Here is an 18,808-nt window from a genome sequence, read left to right as displayed (position 1 = left end):
TTACTCCTTGTTTTTGGGATCCGGCAAACGCCAGAAATCGAAAAAGTTAAACCAGTCGAGCGGCGACTGCAGCGCGTAGTGTTCCAGCCGTTCGGCGTAGCGGTCGATGATGTGTTGCAATGCCTGTTGGCGATCGGCGCGCGGTAATAGCAGCGGGTCGGCGAACGGCTCGCAGTAAATGCGCAGTTTGCCCTGCTGGCGGAGAGCGAAAAGCAAATTAACCGGGCAGCGCAAAATGGCGGCGAGGATAAATGGCCCCTGCGGGAAGGGGGCGGCTTGCCCCATAAAACGGCTCCAGCAGACACGCCATTCTCCGCCGCGCTGCGGGTTAACCGCAATACGGTCGCCGACAATCGCGATCCACTCGCCGCGCTCCAGCTTTTCTTGCAACAGGATGGCGGTATCCGGGCCGATATCGTTCACTGGCATCAGGTTGAGCCCGGCCTGAGGGGCCATTTCCGTCATAATCTGTTTAAAACGTTGCGCATTTTCGCTGAATACCAGAGCGTTGATGGTTTTGCCGCCCTGTAGTTGCGCCAGCGCGCGGCAGGCTTCGACATCACCGAGATGCGAAACCAACAGCAGCTTCCCCCGCGGATCGCTGATATTTAGCGTCTCCTCGGCGCCTGCGGTAAAAACCACGTCGCGGCCGAACTGCAACTCGCCGCGCCAGCTGGCGATTTTATCCAGCATCGCTTCGCCGAAGCGCTGGAAGTGCCGATAGCTGGTTAGCGTTGGCGGTATCGGCATCTGGCGAGCGGCGAACTGTTCGCGCACGCGGGTTATCCATTGTTGCGAAGCACGGCGGGCCGTCGCGGCCGTCAGCCAGTACACGCCGACCACCGGATAAAGCAGCAGCGAGAACGCCTTGCGCCCCAGCAGCCGCCACACCAGTAGCATCAGGCGCATTCCCCATAATCCTTTTACCTCCTGCTGACGCGCCCAGTGCGGCGAGGCGCGGCGAAACAACAGCGAGGGGATCCGCGGCAGCATGCCGAGGAACAGACGCGTGTGCATCAGCGAGATGCGGCAGTTATCTTTGATGGCATCAAAATGCGACAAACCGTCCGGCGGGTAGGTCACGCGGGTTGGCACAAAATAGCTGGTATTTCCCTGCCAGTAGAGGCGCACCATCACTTCGGTATCAAAATCCATTCGCTGGCCGAGTGACACGCGCTGCGCCAGCTGTAGCGTTGGCGTCACCGGGTAGACGCGAAAACCGCACATGCTGTCTTTCAACTGCAGCGACAGCGTTTCAATCCATACCCAGACGTGGGTTATCCAGCGCCCGTAGAGGCGGGAACGCGGGATGGAGTCGTCGTAAATCGGTTGCCCGGAAATCAGCGCTTCGGGATGGGCCTGCGCCAGCGCCAACAGTTGCGGAATATCTTCGATGGCGTGCTGACCATCGGCATCGACCTGCACCGTGTGGCTGAAACCGGCTTGCGCTGCGGCCTGTAGCCCACGGATCACCGCTGCGCCTTTGCCCGCGTTCTGTGGTAAGCGGATTAAGGTCAGATTAGCGGTTTCCGCCGCCAGCCGCTCCAACTGCTGCCGCGTACTGCTATCGCTGCCGTCGTCCACCACGATGCAAGGCAGGCCAAAGGGCTGCAGGCGCGCCAGCACCCGGGGCATCATGGCGCCGTGGTTATAGCAGGGGATCAGCACGCAGGGAGAGAAAGCTAGCGGCATAAGCGAATTTTCCCGCTGCTGGCGGTGTGCCGGGTTTCACCGTCGTGGCGCTGATAGCTAAAGGTCAGGGTCTGGCGCGCCTCCTGCCATGTCAGGGTGAGCGTGACGATCGCGCCCGGCAGCAGCGGCGACTGAAATTTCACGTTCTGAATGTCATGAAAGCGCCAGCCGGGCGCGAGCAGGCGGGTGGCGTAATGCATCGCCCAATCGATCTGTGCGACGCCGGGTAGCAGCGGCTGCACGGCAAAATGGCCGCGAAACCAGAATAGCGCCGGGTCGAGAGAGAGCACGATTTCAACCCGATCGGCTTGCGGCTGACGGCGCTCAATTTCATGGGGCTTCATGAAATAACTCCTGTAATTGCGCGTAGACACGCTTATTCATGCTATTAACGGGGATCTCGTCAACCACCCGCCAGTAGCGAGGGATGGCCACAGGTTCCAGCGAGGCGCGCAGCGCTTTCCGCCATTGTAATTCCTGGCTTTTCCCCCAGCGGCGGCGGGCGTCATGATCGAGCACTAACAACGCGCCAACGCTCTGGCGGCTGCCGCGGGTAATCGGCAGGACGGCGGCCTCAAGAATGCCATCCAGTTGCAGTAACCGGTATTCCACTTCGCTTAGTGAAATGCGCTTCTCTTCAATTTTCACTACCCGGTCGCGACGACCTGCCAGCTGGAATTGACCGCTTTCATTGAAATGCAAAATATCATCGATAACCAGGCCGTTATCGTCGGCGATAAGCGGCGAAAATAGACGAATTGTGTTGCCCTGCGGCTGAAAGCGGATGCCGGGGAACGGCTGCCACGGCGCATTATCCTGCAGGCGCTGGCGGCAGGCGATAACCCCGCTTTCCGTGCTGCCGTAGATTTCATCCGGCCAGGTATTGAACCAGTTAGCGGTGTGCACGGCATCCTGCCAGGGCAGCTTGCCGCCGGCGGACAAAATCATCGCGACCGGCGGCGGGATAAGCCGATAGTCGAGACGTTTGAGAAAAGCCGGGCTACTGATAAACAAATAATGATGATCATGGCTTAATGCCGCCAGCTGCTCGGCGTACTCAATCATCGCCGCGTGCAGCGGCAACCCCAGCGCCATTGGCAGGAACAGACGGAACGTCAGGCCGTACAAGTGCTGCGGCGCGACCGATGCCACTACCCGACTGCCTGTCAGGCGCCCGGCATAGTGCGCGGCTATCAGCGCCGCCTCGCGGTCGAGACTCTTAACGGGCTTACTAATTCGCTTTGGTTCACCGGTAGAACCGGAGGTAAAAAGCTCAATGCAGGCGTTATCGCCGATCGCCGGGAACGCGTATTCGTGGGATGCGGTCGCCATGGCGGACTGGATAACCCGCAGCGGCCCGCGCCATGGCAGCGTCTTATCGCTCAGGATGCCGTCGAAAAGCGCTCGCTGTTCGTGTAATAGCGCCGCTCGGCTATGGCCAGGAAGCACTGGCGTTTTCCCCGCATGCAGCGTGGCCAACAGCGCGACCAAAAACAGGTAGCTGTTGTCAAAGCAGAGCGCCCAACGCTCGCCTGGCTGTTGTTGCAGGTTGTTAAGCAGGTGAGCGACATCATAGCGCAGATGCGCCAGCGTCCAGCTGTGCGCTTCCTGCCACGCAATCAGCGTTTGCGGCGGACGCGGGGCGCTGAGCCACTGGGCCAGCGTGAGGGGCTGCATCATGGTTTATCTCGTTTAATCACCCGCTGGCGCACCAGCCACTCTCCGGCCATCAACATGCCCATCAGCAGATAGGAAATCATGCCGTTCCACGCCGTCCATAGCGACATATCGCCGTATAACGCGGTAACCAGCGCTATACCGCCGTTGCCGATGAAAAAGGCGCACCAGATTTGGGTGACCCGGCGGGTGTAGCGCACGGCTCGCTCAGGAAGAACCGGGTCCCGCAACCGCGCCAGGCGCTCGACTACAGGCATACTTGACCACAGCGAACCGCCAAACACCGCCAGCATCACGCCGCTCACCACCACCGGGTAAAATAGCAGTAGCTGATGGGTCTTTAGCAGGTAGCTGGCAATGCACAGCGTCATGCCGGCTACCGCAACGATCTGAGTGACCACGCTCAACGGCCCTGACTGTCGCCGGGTCTGGCGAAAGCGTAAAAACAGCAGTAGCGCCATTAGCGGCAACAGCCATGGCAGGCTGTTATGCGCGAGGCCAAACCAGATCAAAAATGGCCAGGTCAGCAGTAATAACCCCGTCATAATTGAAACGACCGGCAGCGAGCGGATGCCCGACACGGTGAATTACGCTTCTTTCAGCAGGCGATCCGCCGCATCGACCACGTCCTGCACGGTGCGTACGGTTTTAAAGTCTTCTGGCTTGATTTTCTTGCCGATTTTCTTTTGTAGATGGACGATCATGTCGATGGCGTCGATGCTGTCCAGTTCGAGGTCTTCGTACAGGCGGGCCTCAGGTTTAATATCCTGCGGATCGATTTCAAACACCTTCACCAGCAGCGCGGAGACTTCTTCGTAAATAGCTTTTTGTTCGGTCATAACGGTTCTCCTCAGGCACGCTGCGCTTGAATAAAGGATGCCAGCGTGGCGACGGAAAAGAAGTGCTGGCGCATCTCTTCGCTTTCTGCCGACAGCACCACGCCGTACTGTTTTTTCACCGCCAGACCCAGCTCCAGCGCATCGATGGAGTCCAGACCCAGACCATCGCCAAACAGCGCGGCATCGGTGTCGATATCATCAGCGGACAACTCGTCCAGGTTCAATGTACTGATAATTAGATTTTTAATTTCAAGATAGAGCGCTTCCATCATTAATTCCTGTTTCAGGCGCAACGCCTGATTCTAATTTAAGCAAAATATGCCGGTTTAACTGCCGTGCGGCCAGCGCCGGTTCTTGTGTGTTGGCATCGTAAAATTGGTCTATTCGTAGCCGTTCTCCGACTTCAACGGTAAATAACGGTTTCGTTCGCGGCGGGTCGTACCATTTGCTCTGTTTGCCCAGCATATGCTCGGTACAGCGGATAACGACAACGCGTAAATCGCTGCCGCAGCGCACGGCGATATTGGCCGCGCCGCGCTGCAGCTGCATTTTTTCTCCCGGCACCGTTCGGGTTCCTTCCGGGAAAATCAAAATAGTATCGCCCTGCTGTAAGCGTTGCCGACTGGCCGGAAGCAGGGTATCGGCGCGATCGTTAATCAAATAATCCGCCGCGCGGATCACGCCGCTGACAAATGGGTTTTTCAGCAACGCGCTTTTCACCAGACAGTCGGTTTCCGGCATCACCGAGGCCAGCATCACGTAGTCGATGAGGCTGGGATGATTAGCGACCACCAGGCAACCGCGCTCCTGACGTAAAATCTCGCGCCCTTTAATCTGGTAGTCCAGTACGCCGACGGCTTTCACGACGTTAAGAAAAACGCGAAAGCTGGCGGAAATGCTGCGCCGTGCGAGACGACGACGGCGGGTGCTATCGCGCACTACGATCAGCAGCAGATTGAACCAGATCAGTGAGAGCAGCAGCCCACCGACGCCAAACAGCGCGAAACAAAAACCGGTCATCGCCGCGCGCCACAGGCGATTTAACCGTTGCAAAAGCGGCGTCATGCGCGGCTCCAGCGCCACTGCACGCGCTCGCCGGGCAGGGTGAACGTATGGGAATTCTGCAGATAGTGCCGTAAAAACAGCAGGCTTTGCGGTAGGGGGCTTTCAGGAACGGCATCATAGCGCTCAGCCTGGCACTGCCATTCGCCGCCGGACTCAATAACCCAGGCCGTCGCATAGGGCCAGGTCGGCATAGCCGTCGGCAGCTGCGAATGGTAAAAATCCGGCAGAAAACCATCAAAATCAACCATCAACACGCGTTGATAACCTGCCTGCAGAAGCCCCATGACTTCATATAATCCCTGCTGGAAAGTGTCGCGCCCGGCAGAAAGCGATGACGACGCAATGGGCTTTTTGGCCGCAATCGTCAGATTACCGACGGCGGAATTATGTACCGATAGGGCGAAATCGGTAGGCGATACCGCTTGCTCCATCGCCAGGGCGTGGAGGATCCGATAGTTGCGCTCTAGCTCGCCGTGACGGCTGGTATAGAGAACGGCGTCGATCTCATGGCGGCGCAGCATCGCCAGCCCGCACTCAACCGCCAGCTTGCTGCCGGAGCTAAGTCGGCGAGCGGTCATCATTGGCAGTTCGTTGAGTTTGGCCGCCGGGGCCGCCGGATCGATGGTGTGCGAATACCGTGACCATTGCTGCCACTGTTCGGCTTCGCAAAGCCCAGGCGCTCTCGCCTGCCAGTCGATTATGTTCAGGGTAAAATTCATCTACGCGCGTCCGCGGTAAGCCTGTAGTTCTATGATCGCGACGTTTATAGAACCCGAAACCCGGCGATAACCATCACGAAGCCGTTAATTGGGGGCTTTGCAACCGAAAATCAGCCTCGCCAGCTAAGGGTGACGCCAAGCATATCCGCAGCGCAAAACTTTGCGATGAGATAATGCTGTATTTTCGGTATTTTCACCGCTTAGTGCAATTTATTGCGTTAATCTCCCCATAAAGGATGATAATTCCGCTGAATAGATGGCGCCAATAGCGGGAACTGCAATTACCGACCGGACATGGTAAATAGTAGATATCTGTTGCCAATATCTGGTGGAATCTGATGCCCGAACCCGTCGCCGAACCGGCGCTCAATGGACTGCGCCTTAATCTGCGGATTGTCTCCGTCGTTATTTTCAACTTTGCCAGCTATCTCACCATCGGGCTGCCGTTGGCGGTTCTGCCGGGCTACGTTCACGATGTGATGGGTTTTAGCGCCTTCTGGGCCGGGCTGGTGATTAGTCTCCAGTATTTCGCCACGCTGCTGAGCCGACCGCACGCCGGGCGCTACGCCGATCTGCTCGGGCCGAAAAAGATTGTCGTTTTCGGCCTGTGCGGCTGTTTCCTGAGTGGTTTGAGCTACCTGCTGGCAGCCTGGAGCAGCAGCTGGCCACTGCTGAGTCTGCTGCTGTTATGCCTTGGACGAGCGATCCTCGGCATTGGCCAGAGCTTTGCCGGCACGGGGTCGACGCTATGGGGCGTAGGCGTTGTCGGCTCGCTGCATATCGGGCGGGTGATTTCGTGGAACGGCATTGTGACCTACGGCGCGATGGCGATGGGCGCGCCGCTGGGCGTGCTGTGCTATTCATACATTGGCCTCAGCGGCCTGGCGATGGTCATTATGGCGGTTGCTCTGGTGGCTATCATTTGCGCGCTACCGCGAACGGCGGTGAAGGCAACGAAAGGGAAAGCGATGTCATTTCGCGCGGTGCTGGGCCGGGTTTGGCCTTACGGCATGGCGCTGGCGTTGGCTTCTGCCGGCTTTGGGGTTATCGCGACCTTTATTACCCTGTTTTATGACGCGAAAGGCTGGGACGGCGCGGCCTTTGCGTTAACGCTGTTCAGCTGCGCGTTTGTCGGCACGCGGCTGCTTTTTCCCAACGGTATTAACCGCCTCGGCGGCCTGAACGTGGCGATGCTCTGTTTTAGCGTGGAGGTTATTGGCCTGCTGCTGGTGGGCTTTGCACAGACGCCGCTGATGGCGAAAGTCGGGACTTTCCTCACCGGCGCGGGGTTCTCGCTGGTCTTCCCGGCGCTGGGCGTGGTGGCGGTAAAAGCCGTACCGCAGCATAATCAGGGCTCGGCGCTGGCGACCTATACCGTATTTATGGATTTGTCGTTGGGGATAACCGGGCCGCTGGCCGGGCTTTTGATGGCGTGGACCGGGATACCGACGATTTATCTGGCGGCGGCAGGGCTGGTGATGGCCGCGCTACTGCTGTGCTGGCGGTTAAAAAAACGGCCCCCGGTGGTTGAACCGGAGGCCGCTGCATCAGGGCAATAAAATTAGTTAATGACCAGCGTGTTGACGATGCTTTCCGCTTCGGTCTGCGCCTGCTGCTGGTTGTCCGCTGGCAGAGTGACCTGCAGGGTCAGCAATTTGTCATCGATCTTACCGAGCAGCACGGAAGACCACGCGGTCTGACCTTTGGCGGAGATGATGCTGTCCAGTTGCTGTAAGGTGTGGCCTTTAATCTCAATCGATTTGTTAGACACAACCTGCAGCTGCGGGTCGCGGCTGCGCTGCTGATCTTCCAGACGTTTGGACAGCACCGCCAGATCTTCATTAGTGTTGTCGCCGACAATCACAATCACCGCTTTCTGGCCGGTGGCGTCAGAATAGACATGCATATTGTTGGCCTGGGTACCGAGCTTACCGCTCTGGTCGGCCATGCCCGCGGGCAGAGTGAAGCTCAGTTTACCATCCAGCAGGCTAATCGCCTGGCCGCTGGTATTGCTCTCTGCTGCCGCCCCGACGGTCGGCGCTTTTGAATCGCTGTTATCACAGGCCGCAAGCCCCATAACCAGCAGGCCAATACCGACATATTTAACCAAATTGCGCATTGACATCTTCCTTTCGATAAACGGCCATTAACGGCTCATCCGGTTATCTTATCACAACCGTTAGCGAGTACCTTTAACCTGGCTGCAATGCCGACAAATCAGATTTATCCGCCAGTTTTTTCAACAGCATATTCAACAGCACGCCGTACATCGGCAAGAAGAAGACGATGCTGATAAGCACTTTAAAGCAGTAGTCGACCGTGGCGATTTCTCCCCAGTGGGCGGCCATAAACGGATCCGGACTGCGCCAGAAGGCGATGAAGAAGAAGGCCAGGGTATCGCTGACGTTACCGAACAGGGTCGACGCCGTCGGCGCCAGCCACCAGCGACGATTCTGACGCAAGCGGTTGAAAACGTGGACGTCGAGAATTTGCCCCAGCGCATAAGCCATAAAGCTGGCGGCGGCGATACGGGCGACGAACAGATTAAAGGTGCCCAGCGCGGCAAAGCCCTGCCATTCGCCCATATAAAACAGCGCCGAAATGCCATAGGAAATAATCAGCGCCGGGATCATCACCGCGAAGATGATGCGTCGCGCCAGCGGGGCGCCGAAAATGCGTACCGTCAGATCGGTGGCGAGGAAAATAAAGGGAAAACTGAACGCCCCCCAAGTGGTATGGAAACCAAAAATGGAGATCGGCAGCTGGACCAGATAGTTGCTGGAGGTGATCACCAGCAGATGAAATAGCGAAAGCCAGACGAGCGCTTTCTTACGCTGTACGGTAGTAAAGGGATTCATATTGTGACCTTTTTATGTCCGTCATGCTTCATACCAATGAAGGAATCGGGAGCGGAACGTTGGGGTGAGGGAACCCAATTAAAAACGGCTGCATGATACTGCGTTGCGAGCGTAATGCAATGGTTGTTTTTCGCGCAAACGTTAACCTGGCTTGCGTACTGGCGAAGTGGGGGTAAACTAGGGCCGTTTTGTTGAAGTGAGATAAAAATGAGCGAACTTTTTTCCAGTCCTGACCATACGCTGGACGCCCTGGGGCTCCGCTGCCCGGAGCCGGTGATGATGGTGCGTAAAACCGTGCGTACCATGCCGGTGGGCGAGACCCTGCTGATTATTGCCGACGATCCGGCCACCACCCGCGATATTCCCGGTTTTTGCCTCTTTATGGAGCATGAACTGGTGGCGCAGGAAACCGAAGCCCTGCCGTACCGCTACCTGATCCGTAAAAGCCACTGAATCCGCGTTATCCGGGCTACCCAACGGCCCGGAACCGTAGCCCTGCTAAGCGCAGCGCGAGCAGGGAATACCCCCGGATGGCGGCGCGTTGCGCCTTATCCGGGCTACCTAACGGCACGGAACCGCAGCCCTGCTAAGCGCAGCGCGAGCAGGGAATATCCCCGAATGGCGGCGCGTTGCGCCTTATCCGGGCTACCCAACGGCCCGGAACCGTAGCCCTGCTAAGCGCAGCGCGAGCAGGGAATACCCCCGGATGGCGGCGCGTTGCGCCTTATCCGGGCTACCTAACGGCACGGAACCGCAGCCCTGCTAAGCGCAGCGCGAGCAGGGAATACCCCAGGATGGCGGCGCGTTGCGCCTTATCCGGGCTACCTAACGATCTGGAACCGTGCTGCGCGAGCAGGGAATATCTGTTCAACCTTACTTTTTACGCAATAACCGCAGGGCGTTAGCCGTTACCAGCACCGTCGCGCCGGTATCCGCCAGCACCGCCAGCCACAAACCGGTCAGGCCGAGAAGGGTCGTGACGAGGAAAATCCCCTTCAACCCTAAAGCGATGGCGATATTCTGGCGAATATTGGCATGGGTGGCGCGCGCCAGAGAAATCATCTGCGCCAGGCCGGTGAGGCGGTTATGGGTCAGCGCCGCGTCGGCGGTCTCCAGCGCTACATCGGTGCCGCTGCCCATCGCAATACCGATGGTCGCCGCTTTCATCGCCGGGGCATCGTTGATACCGTCGCCGACCATTGCCAGCGGCGCGTTGGCGTTAAGCGCCATCACCGCGTTCACTTTGTCCGCCGGCAGCAATCCGGCGCGGAACTGCAGACCCAGTTCATTGGCGATAGCCGCCGCAGCGCGCGGGTTATCCCCGGTGAGGATCACCCCTTGTACGCCCAATTGATGCAGTTCTTCCACTGCCTGACGCGCATCGTCGCGCAGGGTATCGCGCAGCGCCAGAATGCCGAGCAAGGTATCATCGCGCATCACCAGCACCACCGTCTGTCCGGCGCTCTCCAGTTGCTGGATCTGCGCCTCATGCTCAGCGGGGGCGGCCTTACTGGCCGCGCAGATTAAGATGCGGCTGCCGTTGACCTCGGCTTCTATCCCGGAACCGGCCAGCGCCCGCTGGTTGCGCGCAACGGGAATCGTCAGCTTACGCTGCTGCGCTTCGCGGACGATAGCCTGCGCCAGCGGATGACTGGAGCCTTGTTCAACTGCTGCCGCCAGCGCCAGCAGGCCGTTTTCATCAACGTCGGCGGTGGTGATAACGTGGGTGACCTGCGGTTGGCCGATGGTCAGAGTACCGGTTTTATCGAACGCCACCTGGCGCACCTGGCCCAATTGTTCCAGTGCCGCGCCGCCTTTAATCAGCGCCCCGCGCCGTGCGGCGACCGCCAGGCCGGAGGTAATCGCCGCCGGGGTAGAGATGACCAGCGCGCAAGGGCAGCCGATCAGCAGCAGCGTTAAGCCTTTATAGATCCACGGCAGCCAGGCGCTGGCGAAGAATAGCGGCGGTATGATGGCAACCAGCAGGGCGACTACCATAATGGCCGGAGTGTAGATTCGGCTGAAGCGATCGATGAAGCGCTCAATCGGCGCCCGGCGCTCCTCGGCTTCTTCAATCAGTTTGAGGATCCGGTCAATGGCGCTGTCTCCCGGTTCGGAGATAACGCTCAATTGCACCAGGCGATCGACGCTGGTGGCGCCAGCGGCTACGCGCTCGCCGGCTTTACGTTCCACCGGTACCGATTCGCCGGTCAGCGCGCTTTCGTCAAAGCTGGCAAACGGCGATAGCAGCTCGCCATCGGCCGGTAGACGCCCGCCGGCGGCGACTTCAATCACGTCGCCAGGACGCAGGTCGCGCTGGGAGACGGTCTCACGCTCGCCGTTGCGCAGGCGAACGGCGGTATCAGGTTTGAGCGCCATCAGGGCGCTCACGCCCTGACGCGCGCGGCTGGCGGCCCAGCCTTCAAGTCGTTCGCCGATCAGGAACAGCAGCAGCACCATCGCCGCTTCGGCGGTGGCGCCGATAAACAGCGCGCCAATGGCGGCGACGCTCATCAGCGTTTCGATGGCAAACCAGCTGCCGCTTTTAATTAACCGCAGCGCCTGACGGGCAACCGGCCACAGGCCGACGAGGGTAGTGGCGACAAACGCCAGTTTGCCGAACGGGTGGTTAAACTGCTCTAGCCCCCAGCTGAGCGCCATCATCACTACCAGACTCAATAACGCCAGGTTTTCCTGCAGCCATGAACCTTGCGGTTTCTCTTCCTGCGGCGCGTCAGCATCGCGCAGGGTATAACCCGCGGCGCGTACCGCGTTTTCAACCTGTGAACGGATATCGCTGTCGGCATTGACCAGCAGTTTCTCGGTGGCGAATAGCACCTGTACCTGGCTGACCCCGTCGATTTGGCGCACGGCGGTCTCCACCTTACGGGCGCAGGCCGCGCAGTCCATCCCTTCCACCTGCCAGCTATAGCGGGCGCCATTGAGCGGCTGCTCAGCGGAGGCGGTTTCTCCGGCGCAGTTATGATCGGTACAGCAGCTTTCCGCGGGCGCTGTCGCCGGGGTAAATTTGAATGACGAGAACTGGGGGACTTTTTTGTCCTGAGATTCTGGTGTCGACATGGCACCCTCCGGGTAATGATAATTTTCTCATTACCCGCAGGGTACACTCTGGAGTCGACTCCAGAGTCAAGCAGTAAATTACAGATACAGTGCGCGAACGATCAGGAAGTGCCCGGCAAAGTAGAAGGCCGCGGAAATGGCGTTATCGGCGCGGAAGCGACGGCGATAGTGGCTAATCAGCCAGACGGCGTTACCCAACAGCAGCGAAGCGGCGCCAAGGAAGCCGGAGAGAGCGGTATCGGTCGGCCGCACGAACCACAGTTCGCCCGCCAGCCACACCATCACCAGAGTCATACCGATAAAGGTCAGCACCGGCATGCGCATCTCTTCCAGTCGGGTCCAGATAATCGCCAGCAGCAGCGCGCCGAGCACCAGCAGTACCAGCGGCAGCGGCCAGAAGAACGAAAGCGTCATCTGGCTGGCGAACCAGATCGTATACAGCAGATGAGAGAGGAAGAATGCGCCAACCGCGTACATCACCCGCTGGCGCGGCAGCAGGGTTAACGCATCGCCGAGCAGCGAAGCGCACAGGCCCGCCAGCACCAGGTAGCTAATGGCGTTGAACATTGGCGCCTGCCAGGCTAACAGCAGCAACAGAAGCAGGGTGACCGGTTTAAAGACCCAGCGCTGCCAGGCCGGCCCACGATAGGACGCATCGACGTAAAGCCATGCGGAGAAACAGACAGCAATAAACGACCAAAGCATAGTAAGTCCCTGTATCTGTTATCATTAAATAAGCGATTACGCTTACGGTACCGGATCTCAGTGTAGTGGTTTGGGCCAGAAGATGACAACGTTATTCAATGCGCGTTATCCTTATTCCTGATAATTCTTATGGGTACGCAAATGAGTAAAGTTCCGCTATTTTTTGTGCTGGTGGTCGCGGTGATTGTGGTGGCGGCCTCGTTTCGCTACGTGCAGCAGCGCCGGGAGAAAATGGATAACGACGCCGCGCCGCTGCTGCAGAAGCGGGTGGTGGTCAGCAATAAGCGGGAAAAGGTGATTAACGATCGCCGCTCGCGCCAGCAGACGGTGACGCCAGCCGGCAGCGAGATGCGTTATGAAGCGAGCTTCCGCCCGGAAAATGGCGGTCTGGAAGTGGTGTTCCGCCTTGATGCGCCGCAATACCACGCGCTGAGCGTCGGCGACCGGGGAATGCTGAGCTATAAGGGCTCAAAATTCGTCGACTTTGTTGCCGATAACTGAGCCCTCGATTAACCGTTACTTCTTCTTCAGCGTGGCCTTCAGCTTTTTCTGCCAGGCCACCAGTTCAAATACGCCGAAGATGAAAATACGAATCTGCTCAAAACGGCTCAGCGGCGGCGCATCTTTCGTTTGCGTCGCTTTCAACAGCGTCAGCTGCAGGCCATGCATCAGAATCATAAAAATCAGCGCCACATTAACGAAGATATTCAGCGGTTTTGGGAAAGGTTGAAACAGGTTCAACAGCAAAAACGCCCAAACGCATAGCATCAGCAGGCGGCCTAAATTAATCAGCATGGTTTTCTCCTTGTGCCTCGCGTTGATACAGGCGGTAGGCGACCTGTCCGGCGACTTTTTCGCGATACAGCTGCCAGTTTGCCGGAACCGGCGGTAGTCCGTTTTCTACTTCGCTCTCGACATAAATCAGCGCTTCATCTGCGAGCCAGTGGTTTTTTTCCAGCAGGCTGAGCGTTTCTTCCAGTAGCCCTTTGCGGAAGGGGGGATCGACGAAGACAATGTGGTGCGGCGTACCCGGCTGGCTGAGAAACGCCAGCGTGTTGGTGTTGACCACCTTGCCGTTGCTGGCTTTCAGCGTCGCGAGATTTTTTTGTAGCTGCTGCGCGACGCCGCGCTCCATCTCCAGTAGCGTGGTGCTGGCGGCATAGCGTGACAGCGCTTCCAGCCCCAGCGCGCCGCTGCCGGCGAAGCAGTCAAGGCAGTGGGCGTCGACCATTGACGGCGCCAGCCAGTTAAATAGCGTTTCCCGAACCCGGTCGGTGGTCGGGCGCAGACCCGGGCTCTCCGGCACCGGTAATTTACGGCCCCGCCACTGTCCGCCGATAATGCGGATCTGGCCGCTGCCTGCGTGATTTGGTTTCTTCATCTCTTTGCTCAAGTCTCAACTTCCAGCCTGCTATTCTAACGATCGAAGACCATTGACGAAACCTTAATCCGGGGGCGGTGATGCGAGTTAAGTTAAGTGATAGACTATCCAACTAATTTCATCATTTTTTCAGCTTCTGAAGCGGTTGTGTCGAAGCTGCGCCATGAATAAACAGCGAGGAGTGTGGTCGCAAATGGCAAAAGAGAAAAAACGTGGCTTCTTTTCCTGGCTGGGCTTTGGGCAAAAAGAACAGGCTCAGGAAAGCGAAACAGAACAAAAAGTAGAAGAACAACAAGAGGTTGCGGAACAGGCTCCGGCGGCGGAAATGCCTGCGGAAGCCGTACCCGCGGCGGAAACGGTAAAAGAAGACCCCGAGGCCTTTGCCGCCGAGGTCGTAGAGGTTACCGAACAGGTTGTTGAAAGCGAACTGTCGCATCCGGTGGCGGAAGAGACCGCGGCGTCGGAAATCGTAGTTGAAGAAGCGCCGGTTGTTCCTGCGGTAGAAGAAAAAGTCGCTGAACCGCTGGTTGAAGAGGTAATAGCCGAGCCGGTTATCGCCGAAGCGGTCGCTGAACAGACGCCGGAAGAGGTTATCGTCGCGGAGCCTGAGGTCATCGAAGATGAGATCCTCCCGGAAGAGCCCGAAGCCGAACTAAGCGATGAAGAGCTCGAAGCACAAGCTCTGGCGGCGCAAGACGTTGAAGAGACGCCAGAAGAAGAAGCGGAAACTCAGGAAGCGGCGCCGCAGGAGCAGGAAAAACCGACCAAAGAAGGTTTCTTCGCCCGCTTAAAACGCAGCCTGGTGAAAACCAAACAGAATCTGGGTTCCGGATTTATCAGCCTGTTCCGCGGTAAAAAAATCGACGACGATCTGTTTGAAGAGCTGGAAGAACAGCTGCTGATTGCCGACGTTGGGGTGGAAACCACGCGTAAGATTATTACCAATCTTACCGAGGGGGCCAGCCGTAAGCAGCTGCGTGATGCCGAGGCGTTATACGGTCTGCTGAAAGAAGAGATGAGCGAGATCCTGACGAAAGTTGAGGAACCGCTGAATGTTGAAGGGAAAACGCCATTTGTTATTCTGATGGTCGGCGTTAACGGCGTGGGTAAAACCACCACCATCGGTAAGCTGGCGCGTCAGTTTGAGCAGCAGGGCAAATCCGTGATGCTGGCGGCGGGGGATACCTTCCGCGCGGCGGCGGTGGAACAGTTACAGGTCTGGGGCCAGCGTAACGAGATCCCGGTGATTGCCCAGCATACCGGCGCTGATTCAGCCTCGGTTATTTTTGACGCCATTCAGGCGGCGAAAGCGCGCAATATTGATGTGCTGATTGCCGATACCGCGGGTCGTCTGCAGAATAAATCGCATCTGATGGAAGAACTGAAGAAGATTGTCCGCGTAATGAAGAAACTGGACGTCGACGCGCCGCATGAAGTCATGCTAACCATCGACGCCAGCACCGGGCAGAACGCGATTAGCCAGGCCAAACTGTTCCACGAAGCGGTGGGGCTGACCGGCATTACATTGACTAAGCTTGACGGAACCGCGAAGGGCGGGGTTATCTTCTCAGTGGCTGACCAGTTCAGTATTCCGATTCGCTATATTGGCGTCGGCGAACGTATTGAAGATCTGCGTCCGTTTAATGCGGGCGACTTTATTGAGGCACTTTTTGCCCGAGAGGATTAAGAATGATTCGCTTTGAACAAGTCAGCAAAGCCTATCTCGGTGGGAGACAAGCGCTGCAGGGGGTGACGTTCCACCTGCAGCAGGGCGAGATGGCGTTCCTGACCGGCCATTCCGGCGCGGGGAAAAGTACCCTGCTGAAGCTTATCTGTGGTATCGAACGGCCGAGCGCCGGGAAAATTCTGTTCAGCGGCCATGATATCAGCCGACTGAAGAGCCGCGAGGTGCCGTTCCTGCGCCGCCAAATCGGCATGATTTTCCAGGACCACCACCTGCTGATGGATCGCACCGTGTTCGATAATGTGGCGATCCCGCTGATTATCGCCGGCGCCAGCGGCGATGATATTCGCCGCCGCGTATCCGCAGCGCTGGATAAAGTCGGGCTGCTGGACAAAGCGAAAAATTTCCCCATCCAACTCTCCGGTGGTGAGCAACAGCGTGTGGGCATTGCCCGCGCGGTGGTCAACAAGCCGGCGGTGCTGCTGGCGGATGAACCGACCGGTAACCTCGATGAGGCGCTCTCGGAAGGGATTTTACGTCTGTTTGAAGAGTTTAACCGCGTAGGGGTGACGGTACTGATGGCGACGCACGACCTGGGGCTTATTTCCAGCCGTCCGTACCGTGTCCTGACGCTAAGCGACGGTCATATGCATGGAGGCCATCGGGGTGAATAAGCGCGACGCAGTGAACCAGATTCGCCAGTTCGGCAGCAAGTTCGATCGTCTCCGTAACGCCACCGGCGGCGGCAACGGCGGGCGCAATGCGCCAAAACGGCCAAAAGCGGCGCCGAACCCGGCATCGCGGAAGAGTAACGTCTTTAACGAGCAGGTGCGCTACGCCTGGCACGGCGCGTTACAGGATTTAAAAAGCACGCCGCTGGCGACCTTTCTCACCATTATGGTGATCGCTATTTCGCTGACGCTGCCGAGCGTCTGCTATATGGTCTACAAAAACGTCAACAGCGCGGCGTCGCAGTATTATCCGTCGCCGCAGATCACCGTCTATCTGGAAAAAACGCTGGATGACGATGCGGCGGCGCGGGTGGTTGGCCAACTGCAGGCGGAGCAGGGCGTTGAGAAGGTAAATTATCTGTCGCGCGATGAGGCGCTGGGCGAGTTCCGCAACTGGTCCGGGTTTGGCGGCGCGCTGGATATGCTGGAAGAGAACCCGTTGCCGGCGGTAGCGATTGTGGTGCCGAAGCTCGATTTCCAGAATACCGATTCGCTTAACACCCTGCGCGATCGCGTCTCCCGTATTCAGGGAGTCGACGAAGTGCGCATGGACGATAGCTGGTTTGCGCGCCTGGCGTCGCTGACCGGGCTGGTCGGCCGGGTGTCGGCGATGATCGGCGTGCTGATGATTGCCGCGGTGTTCCTGGTGATTGGCAACAGCGTACGTCTGAGCATCTTCGCCCGTCGCGATACCATTAACGTCCAGAAGCTGATCGGCGCTACCGACGGTTTCATCCTGCGTCCGTTCCTCTATGGCGGCGCGCTGTTGGGCTTCGCCGGGGCGTTTTTGTCGCTGATTCTGTCGGAGATTCTGGTGATGCGCCTCTCCTCGGCGGTGACCGAAGTGGCGAAAGTGTTTGGTACTAAATTTGAACTCAGCGGCTTAGGCTTCGATGAATGCCTGCTAATGCTAATCGTCTGCTCGATGATTGGCTGGGTCGCGGCATGGCTGGCGACGGTGCAACATTTACGTCACTTTACCCCCGACTAAAAATTTTCTGGTATAATCTTTCCCTGCACTGAATATCTCTCTGCAGGGAAAGAGTCCCTGTTCGCCTCTTCCCTAATCTTTCATCTCCATGTCACATTTTGTGCGTAATTTACTCACAACGTTGCATGGAACTTGTGGATAAAATCACTGTCTGATACTACTGTGGGTGATATTCTCGTTGCTCATAAATGCTGGCATGTTTGTTGCCTGATGGGGACAAGTTCATGTCAGACACTATCGATTGAGAGGATTTGAATGACCAAAGAAATGCAAACTTTAGCTTTAGCCCCCGTTGGTAACCTGGAATCGTACATCCGGGCTGCTAACACTTGGCCGATGTTATCGGCTGATGAAGAGCGGGAGCTTGCTGAAAAGCTGCATTACCAGGGCGATCTGGAAGCAGCGAAAAAGCTGATTCTGTCTCACCTGCGCTTTGTTGTTCATATTGCTCGTAACTACTCGGGCTATGGCCTGCCGCAGGCGGACCTTATTCAGGAAGGTAACATCGGTCTGATGAAAGCCGTACGTCGTTTCAACCCGGAAGTGGGTGTGCGACTGGTTTCCTTCGCCGTGCACTGGATTAAAGCGGAAATCCACGAATACGTGCTGCGTAACTGGCGTATCGTTAAAGTCGCAACCACCAAAGCGCAGCGTAAGCTGTTCTTCAACCTGCGTAAAACCAAGCAGCGTCTGGGCTGGTTTAACCAGGACGAAGTAGAGATGGTTGCCCGCGAGCTGGGTGTGTCGAGCAAAGACGTACGTGAGATGGAATCACGTATGGCAGCGCAGGACATGACCTTTGATATGTCGTCCGATGACGAATCCGATAGCCAGCCGATGGCGCCGGTGCTCTATCTGCAGGACAAAACGTCTAACTTTGCCGACGGCATCGAAGACGATAACTGGGAAGAGCAGGCTGCTAATAAACTGACTGATGCGATGCAGGGCCTGGACGAGCGTAGCCAGGACATCATCCGCGCTCGCTGGCTGGACGAGGACAACAAGTCCACGCTGCAGGAGCTGGCGGATCGTTATGGCGTCTCAGCTGAACGTGTTCGTCAGCTGGAAAAGAACGCGATGAAAAAACTACGCGCCGCTATCGAAGCTTAATCTTCGACTTTCTGCGCCGTAGTGAATTAAGCCTCTGCTGTTTCAGCGGGGGCTTTTTGTTTTATATCCCCGTCATACCCGTTTCCCCTCTCCGCGCGATTTGTCGCGACCTTTAGCTTCAGTCACATAACTTTTACATCTCTTGCAAATTGTTGTTTCAAATTCTGAAAAATGGGGTATGTTTTGGCATAGTGTGCTGCAAAAGCGCAGGCGGCAGACCCAAATGCAGTCATACTACACTTATTATGACTAAAAAATCAGAATAATGCGCTGAC

21 protein-coding genes are annotated in these 18,808 nt (G+C 57.5%); 7 read left to right on the top strand and 14 right to left on the bottom strand.

The window, feature by feature from the left end:
- From EAE_RS05700 to EAE_RS05665, 8 genes are read right to left on the bottom strand one after another with little or no spacing between them, the layout of a single operon-like run.
- Positions 1–1,692 (bottom strand): glycosyltransferase family 2 protein, encoded by a 1,692-nt coding sequence (locus EAE_RS05700; RefSeq protein ID WP_015703719.1) that lies wholly within the window; start codon positions 1,690–1,692, stop codon positions 1–3.
- A complete protein-coding gene (locus EAE_RS05695; RefSeq protein WP_015703718.1) occupies positions 1,683–2,036 on the bottom strand; it encodes an ApeI family dehydratase in 354 nt (117 codons plus the stop codon). Before EAE_RS05695 ends, EAE_RS05700 begins: the two co-directional genes overlap by 10 nt.
- Entirely contained in the window at positions 2,023–3,372 is a 1,350-nt protein-coding gene (locus EAE_RS05690) for an AMP-binding protein (RefSeq protein WP_015703717.1), read from the bottom strand. The genes EAE_RS05695 and EAE_RS05690 overlap by 14 nt, the downstream gene beginning before the upstream one ends.
- Positions 3,369–3,950, bottom strand: a complete 582-nt coding sequence (locus EAE_RS05685; RefSeq protein WP_015703716.1) for a COG4648 family protein — start codon at positions 3,948–3,950, stop codon at positions 3,369–3,371. The genes EAE_RS05690 and EAE_RS05685 overlap by 4 nt, the downstream gene beginning before the upstream one ends.
- Before the next feature lie 6 nt (positions 3,951–3,956).
- Entirely contained in the window at positions 3,957–4,208 is a 252-nt protein-coding gene (locus EAE_RS05680) for an acyl carrier protein (protein WP_015369303.1), read from the bottom strand.
- Positions 4,209–4,219: 11 nt separating this feature from the next.
- Positions 4,220–4,477, bottom strand: coding sequence for a phosphopantetheine-binding protein (locus EAE_RS05675; protein WP_015369304.1), 258 nt, complete (start codon positions 4,475–4,477; stop codon positions 4,220–4,222).
- A complete protein-coding gene (locus tag EAE_RS05670; protein WP_015703715.1) occupies positions 4,458–5,273 on the bottom strand; it encodes a lysophospholipid acyltransferase family protein in 816 nt (271 codons plus the stop codon). The genes EAE_RS05675 and EAE_RS05670 overlap by 20 nt, the downstream gene beginning before the upstream one ends.
- Positions 5,270–5,992 carry a beta-ketoacyl synthase chain length factor gene (locus EAE_RS05665; RefSeq protein ID WP_015703714.1) on the bottom strand — a complete coding sequence of 241 codons (723 nt, stop codon included), beginning with the start codon at positions 5,990–5,992 and terminating at the stop codon, positions 5,270–5,272. The genes EAE_RS05670 and EAE_RS05665 overlap by 4 nt, the downstream gene beginning before the upstream one ends.
- A gap of 338 nt (positions 5,993–6,330) precedes the next feature.
- On the opposite strand from EAE_RS05665, the gene EAE_RS05660 reads away from it, so the two are divergent.
- Positions 6,331–7,551 (top strand): MFS transporter, encoded by a 1,221-nt coding sequence (locus EAE_RS05660; protein ID WP_015703713.1) that lies wholly within the window; start codon positions 6,331–6,333, stop codon positions 7,549–7,551.
- A 2-nt stretch (positions 7,552–7,553) separates the two neighbouring features.
- On the opposite strand, the gene EAE_RS05655 is transcribed toward EAE_RS05660, so the two are convergent.
- Positions 7,554–8,111 (bottom strand): DcrB family lipoprotein, encoded by a 558-nt coding sequence (locus EAE_RS05655; protein ID WP_015369308.1) that lies wholly within the window; start codon positions 8,109–8,111, stop codon positions 7,554–7,556.
- A 73-nt stretch (positions 8,112–8,184) separates the two neighbouring features.
- A complete protein-coding gene (locus tag EAE_RS05650) occupies positions 8,185–8,850 on the bottom strand; it encodes a 7-cyano-7-deazaguanine/7-aminomethyl-7-deazaguanine transporter (RefSeq protein WP_015703712.1) in 666 nt (221 codons plus the stop codon).
- 207 nt (positions 8,851–9,057) lie between these two features.
- Here EAE_RS05650 and tusA point away from each other — a divergent pair, with 207 nt between their 5' ends.
- The gene (gene tusA / locus EAE_RS05645) at positions 9,058–9,303 is read left to right on the top strand and encodes a sulfurtransferase TusA (RefSeq protein ID WP_015703711.1); all 246 of its coding nucleotides are present in this window, start codon (positions 9,058–9,060) and stop codon (positions 9,301–9,303) included.
- A gap of 420 nt (positions 9,304–9,723) precedes the next feature.
- Here the strand turns inward: tusA and zntA are convergent, their stop codons facing one another.
- Together zntA and EAE_RS05635 are read right to left on the bottom strand one after the other, a co-directional pair.
- Entirely contained in the window at positions 9,724–11,931 is a 2,208-nt protein-coding gene (gene zntA, locus EAE_RS05640; protein ID WP_015703710.1) for a Zn(II)/Cd(II)/Pb(II) translocating P-type ATPase ZntA, read from the bottom strand.
- A gap of 78 nt (positions 11,932–12,009) precedes the next feature.
- Complete coding sequence (locus tag EAE_RS05635; protein ID WP_015369312.1) at positions 12,010–12,636, bottom strand: lysoplasmalogenase; 627 nt, start codon at positions 12,634–12,636, stop codon at positions 12,010–12,012.
- 141 nt (positions 12,637–12,777) lie between these two features.
- Here EAE_RS05635 and EAE_RS05630 point away from each other — a divergent pair, with 141 nt between their 5' ends.
- Positions 12,778–13,137 carry a DUF2500 domain-containing protein gene (locus EAE_RS05630; RefSeq protein WP_020077761.1) on the top strand — a complete coding sequence of 120 codons (360 nt, stop codon included), beginning with the start codon at positions 12,778–12,780 and terminating at the stop codon, positions 13,135–13,137.
- A gap of 15 nt (positions 13,138–13,152) precedes the next feature.
- Here the strand turns inward: EAE_RS05630 and EAE_RS05625 are convergent, their stop codons facing one another.
- Together EAE_RS05625 and rsmD are read right to left on the bottom strand one after the other, a co-directional pair.
- Positions 13,153–13,431 carry a DUF1145 family protein gene (locus EAE_RS05625; protein ID WP_015369314.1) on the bottom strand — a complete coding sequence of 93 codons (279 nt, stop codon included), beginning with the start codon at positions 13,429–13,431 and terminating at the stop codon, positions 13,153–13,155.
- A complete protein-coding gene (gene rsmD / locus EAE_RS05620; RefSeq protein ID WP_015703709.1) occupies positions 13,421–14,017 on the bottom strand; it encodes a 16S rRNA (guanine(966)-N(2))-methyltransferase in 597 nt (198 codons plus the stop codon). Before rsmD ends, EAE_RS05625 begins: the two co-directional genes overlap by 11 nt.
- 193 nt (positions 14,018–14,210) lie before the next feature.
- Here rsmD and ftsY point away from each other — a divergent pair, with 193 nt between their 5' ends.
- The 4 genes from ftsY (at position 14,211) to rpoH (ending at position 18,533) form a co-directional block, all read left to right on the top strand.
- Positions 14,211–15,704: a signal recognition particle-docking protein FtsY gene (gene ftsY / locus EAE_RS05615; RefSeq protein WP_015703708.1), complete on the top strand. Its 1,494-nt coding sequence runs from the start codon at positions 14,211–14,213 to the stop codon at positions 15,702–15,704.
- 2 nt (positions 15,705–15,706) lie between these two features.
- Entirely contained in the window at positions 15,707–16,375 is a 669-nt protein-coding gene (gene ftsE / locus EAE_RS05610) for a cell division ATP-binding protein FtsE (protein ID WP_015369317.1), read from the top strand.
- Complete coding sequence (ftsX, locus tag EAE_RS05605; RefSeq protein WP_015369318.1) at positions 16,368–17,423, top strand: permease-like cell division protein FtsX; 1,056 nt, start codon at positions 16,368–16,370, stop codon at positions 17,421–17,423. Before ftsE ends, ftsX begins: the two co-directional genes overlap by 8 nt.
- 255 nt (positions 17,424–17,678) lie before the next feature.
- Positions 17,679–18,533 (top strand): RNA polymerase sigma factor RpoH, encoded by an 855-nt coding sequence (rpoH, locus tag EAE_RS05600; protein ID WP_002920815.1) that lies wholly within the window; start codon positions 17,679–17,681, stop codon positions 18,531–18,533.
- The last annotated feature ends 275 nt before the right edge of the window (positions 18,534–18,808 follow it).

Source organism: Klebsiella aerogenes KCTC 2190 (assembly GCF_000215745.1).
Lineage (GTDB): Bacteria > Pseudomonadota > Gammaproteobacteria > Enterobacterales > Enterobacteriaceae > Klebsiella > Klebsiella aerogenes.
The sequence above is the reverse complement of the archived record's forward strand: the minus strand, read 5'-3'. Positions and strand labels throughout refer to the sequence as shown.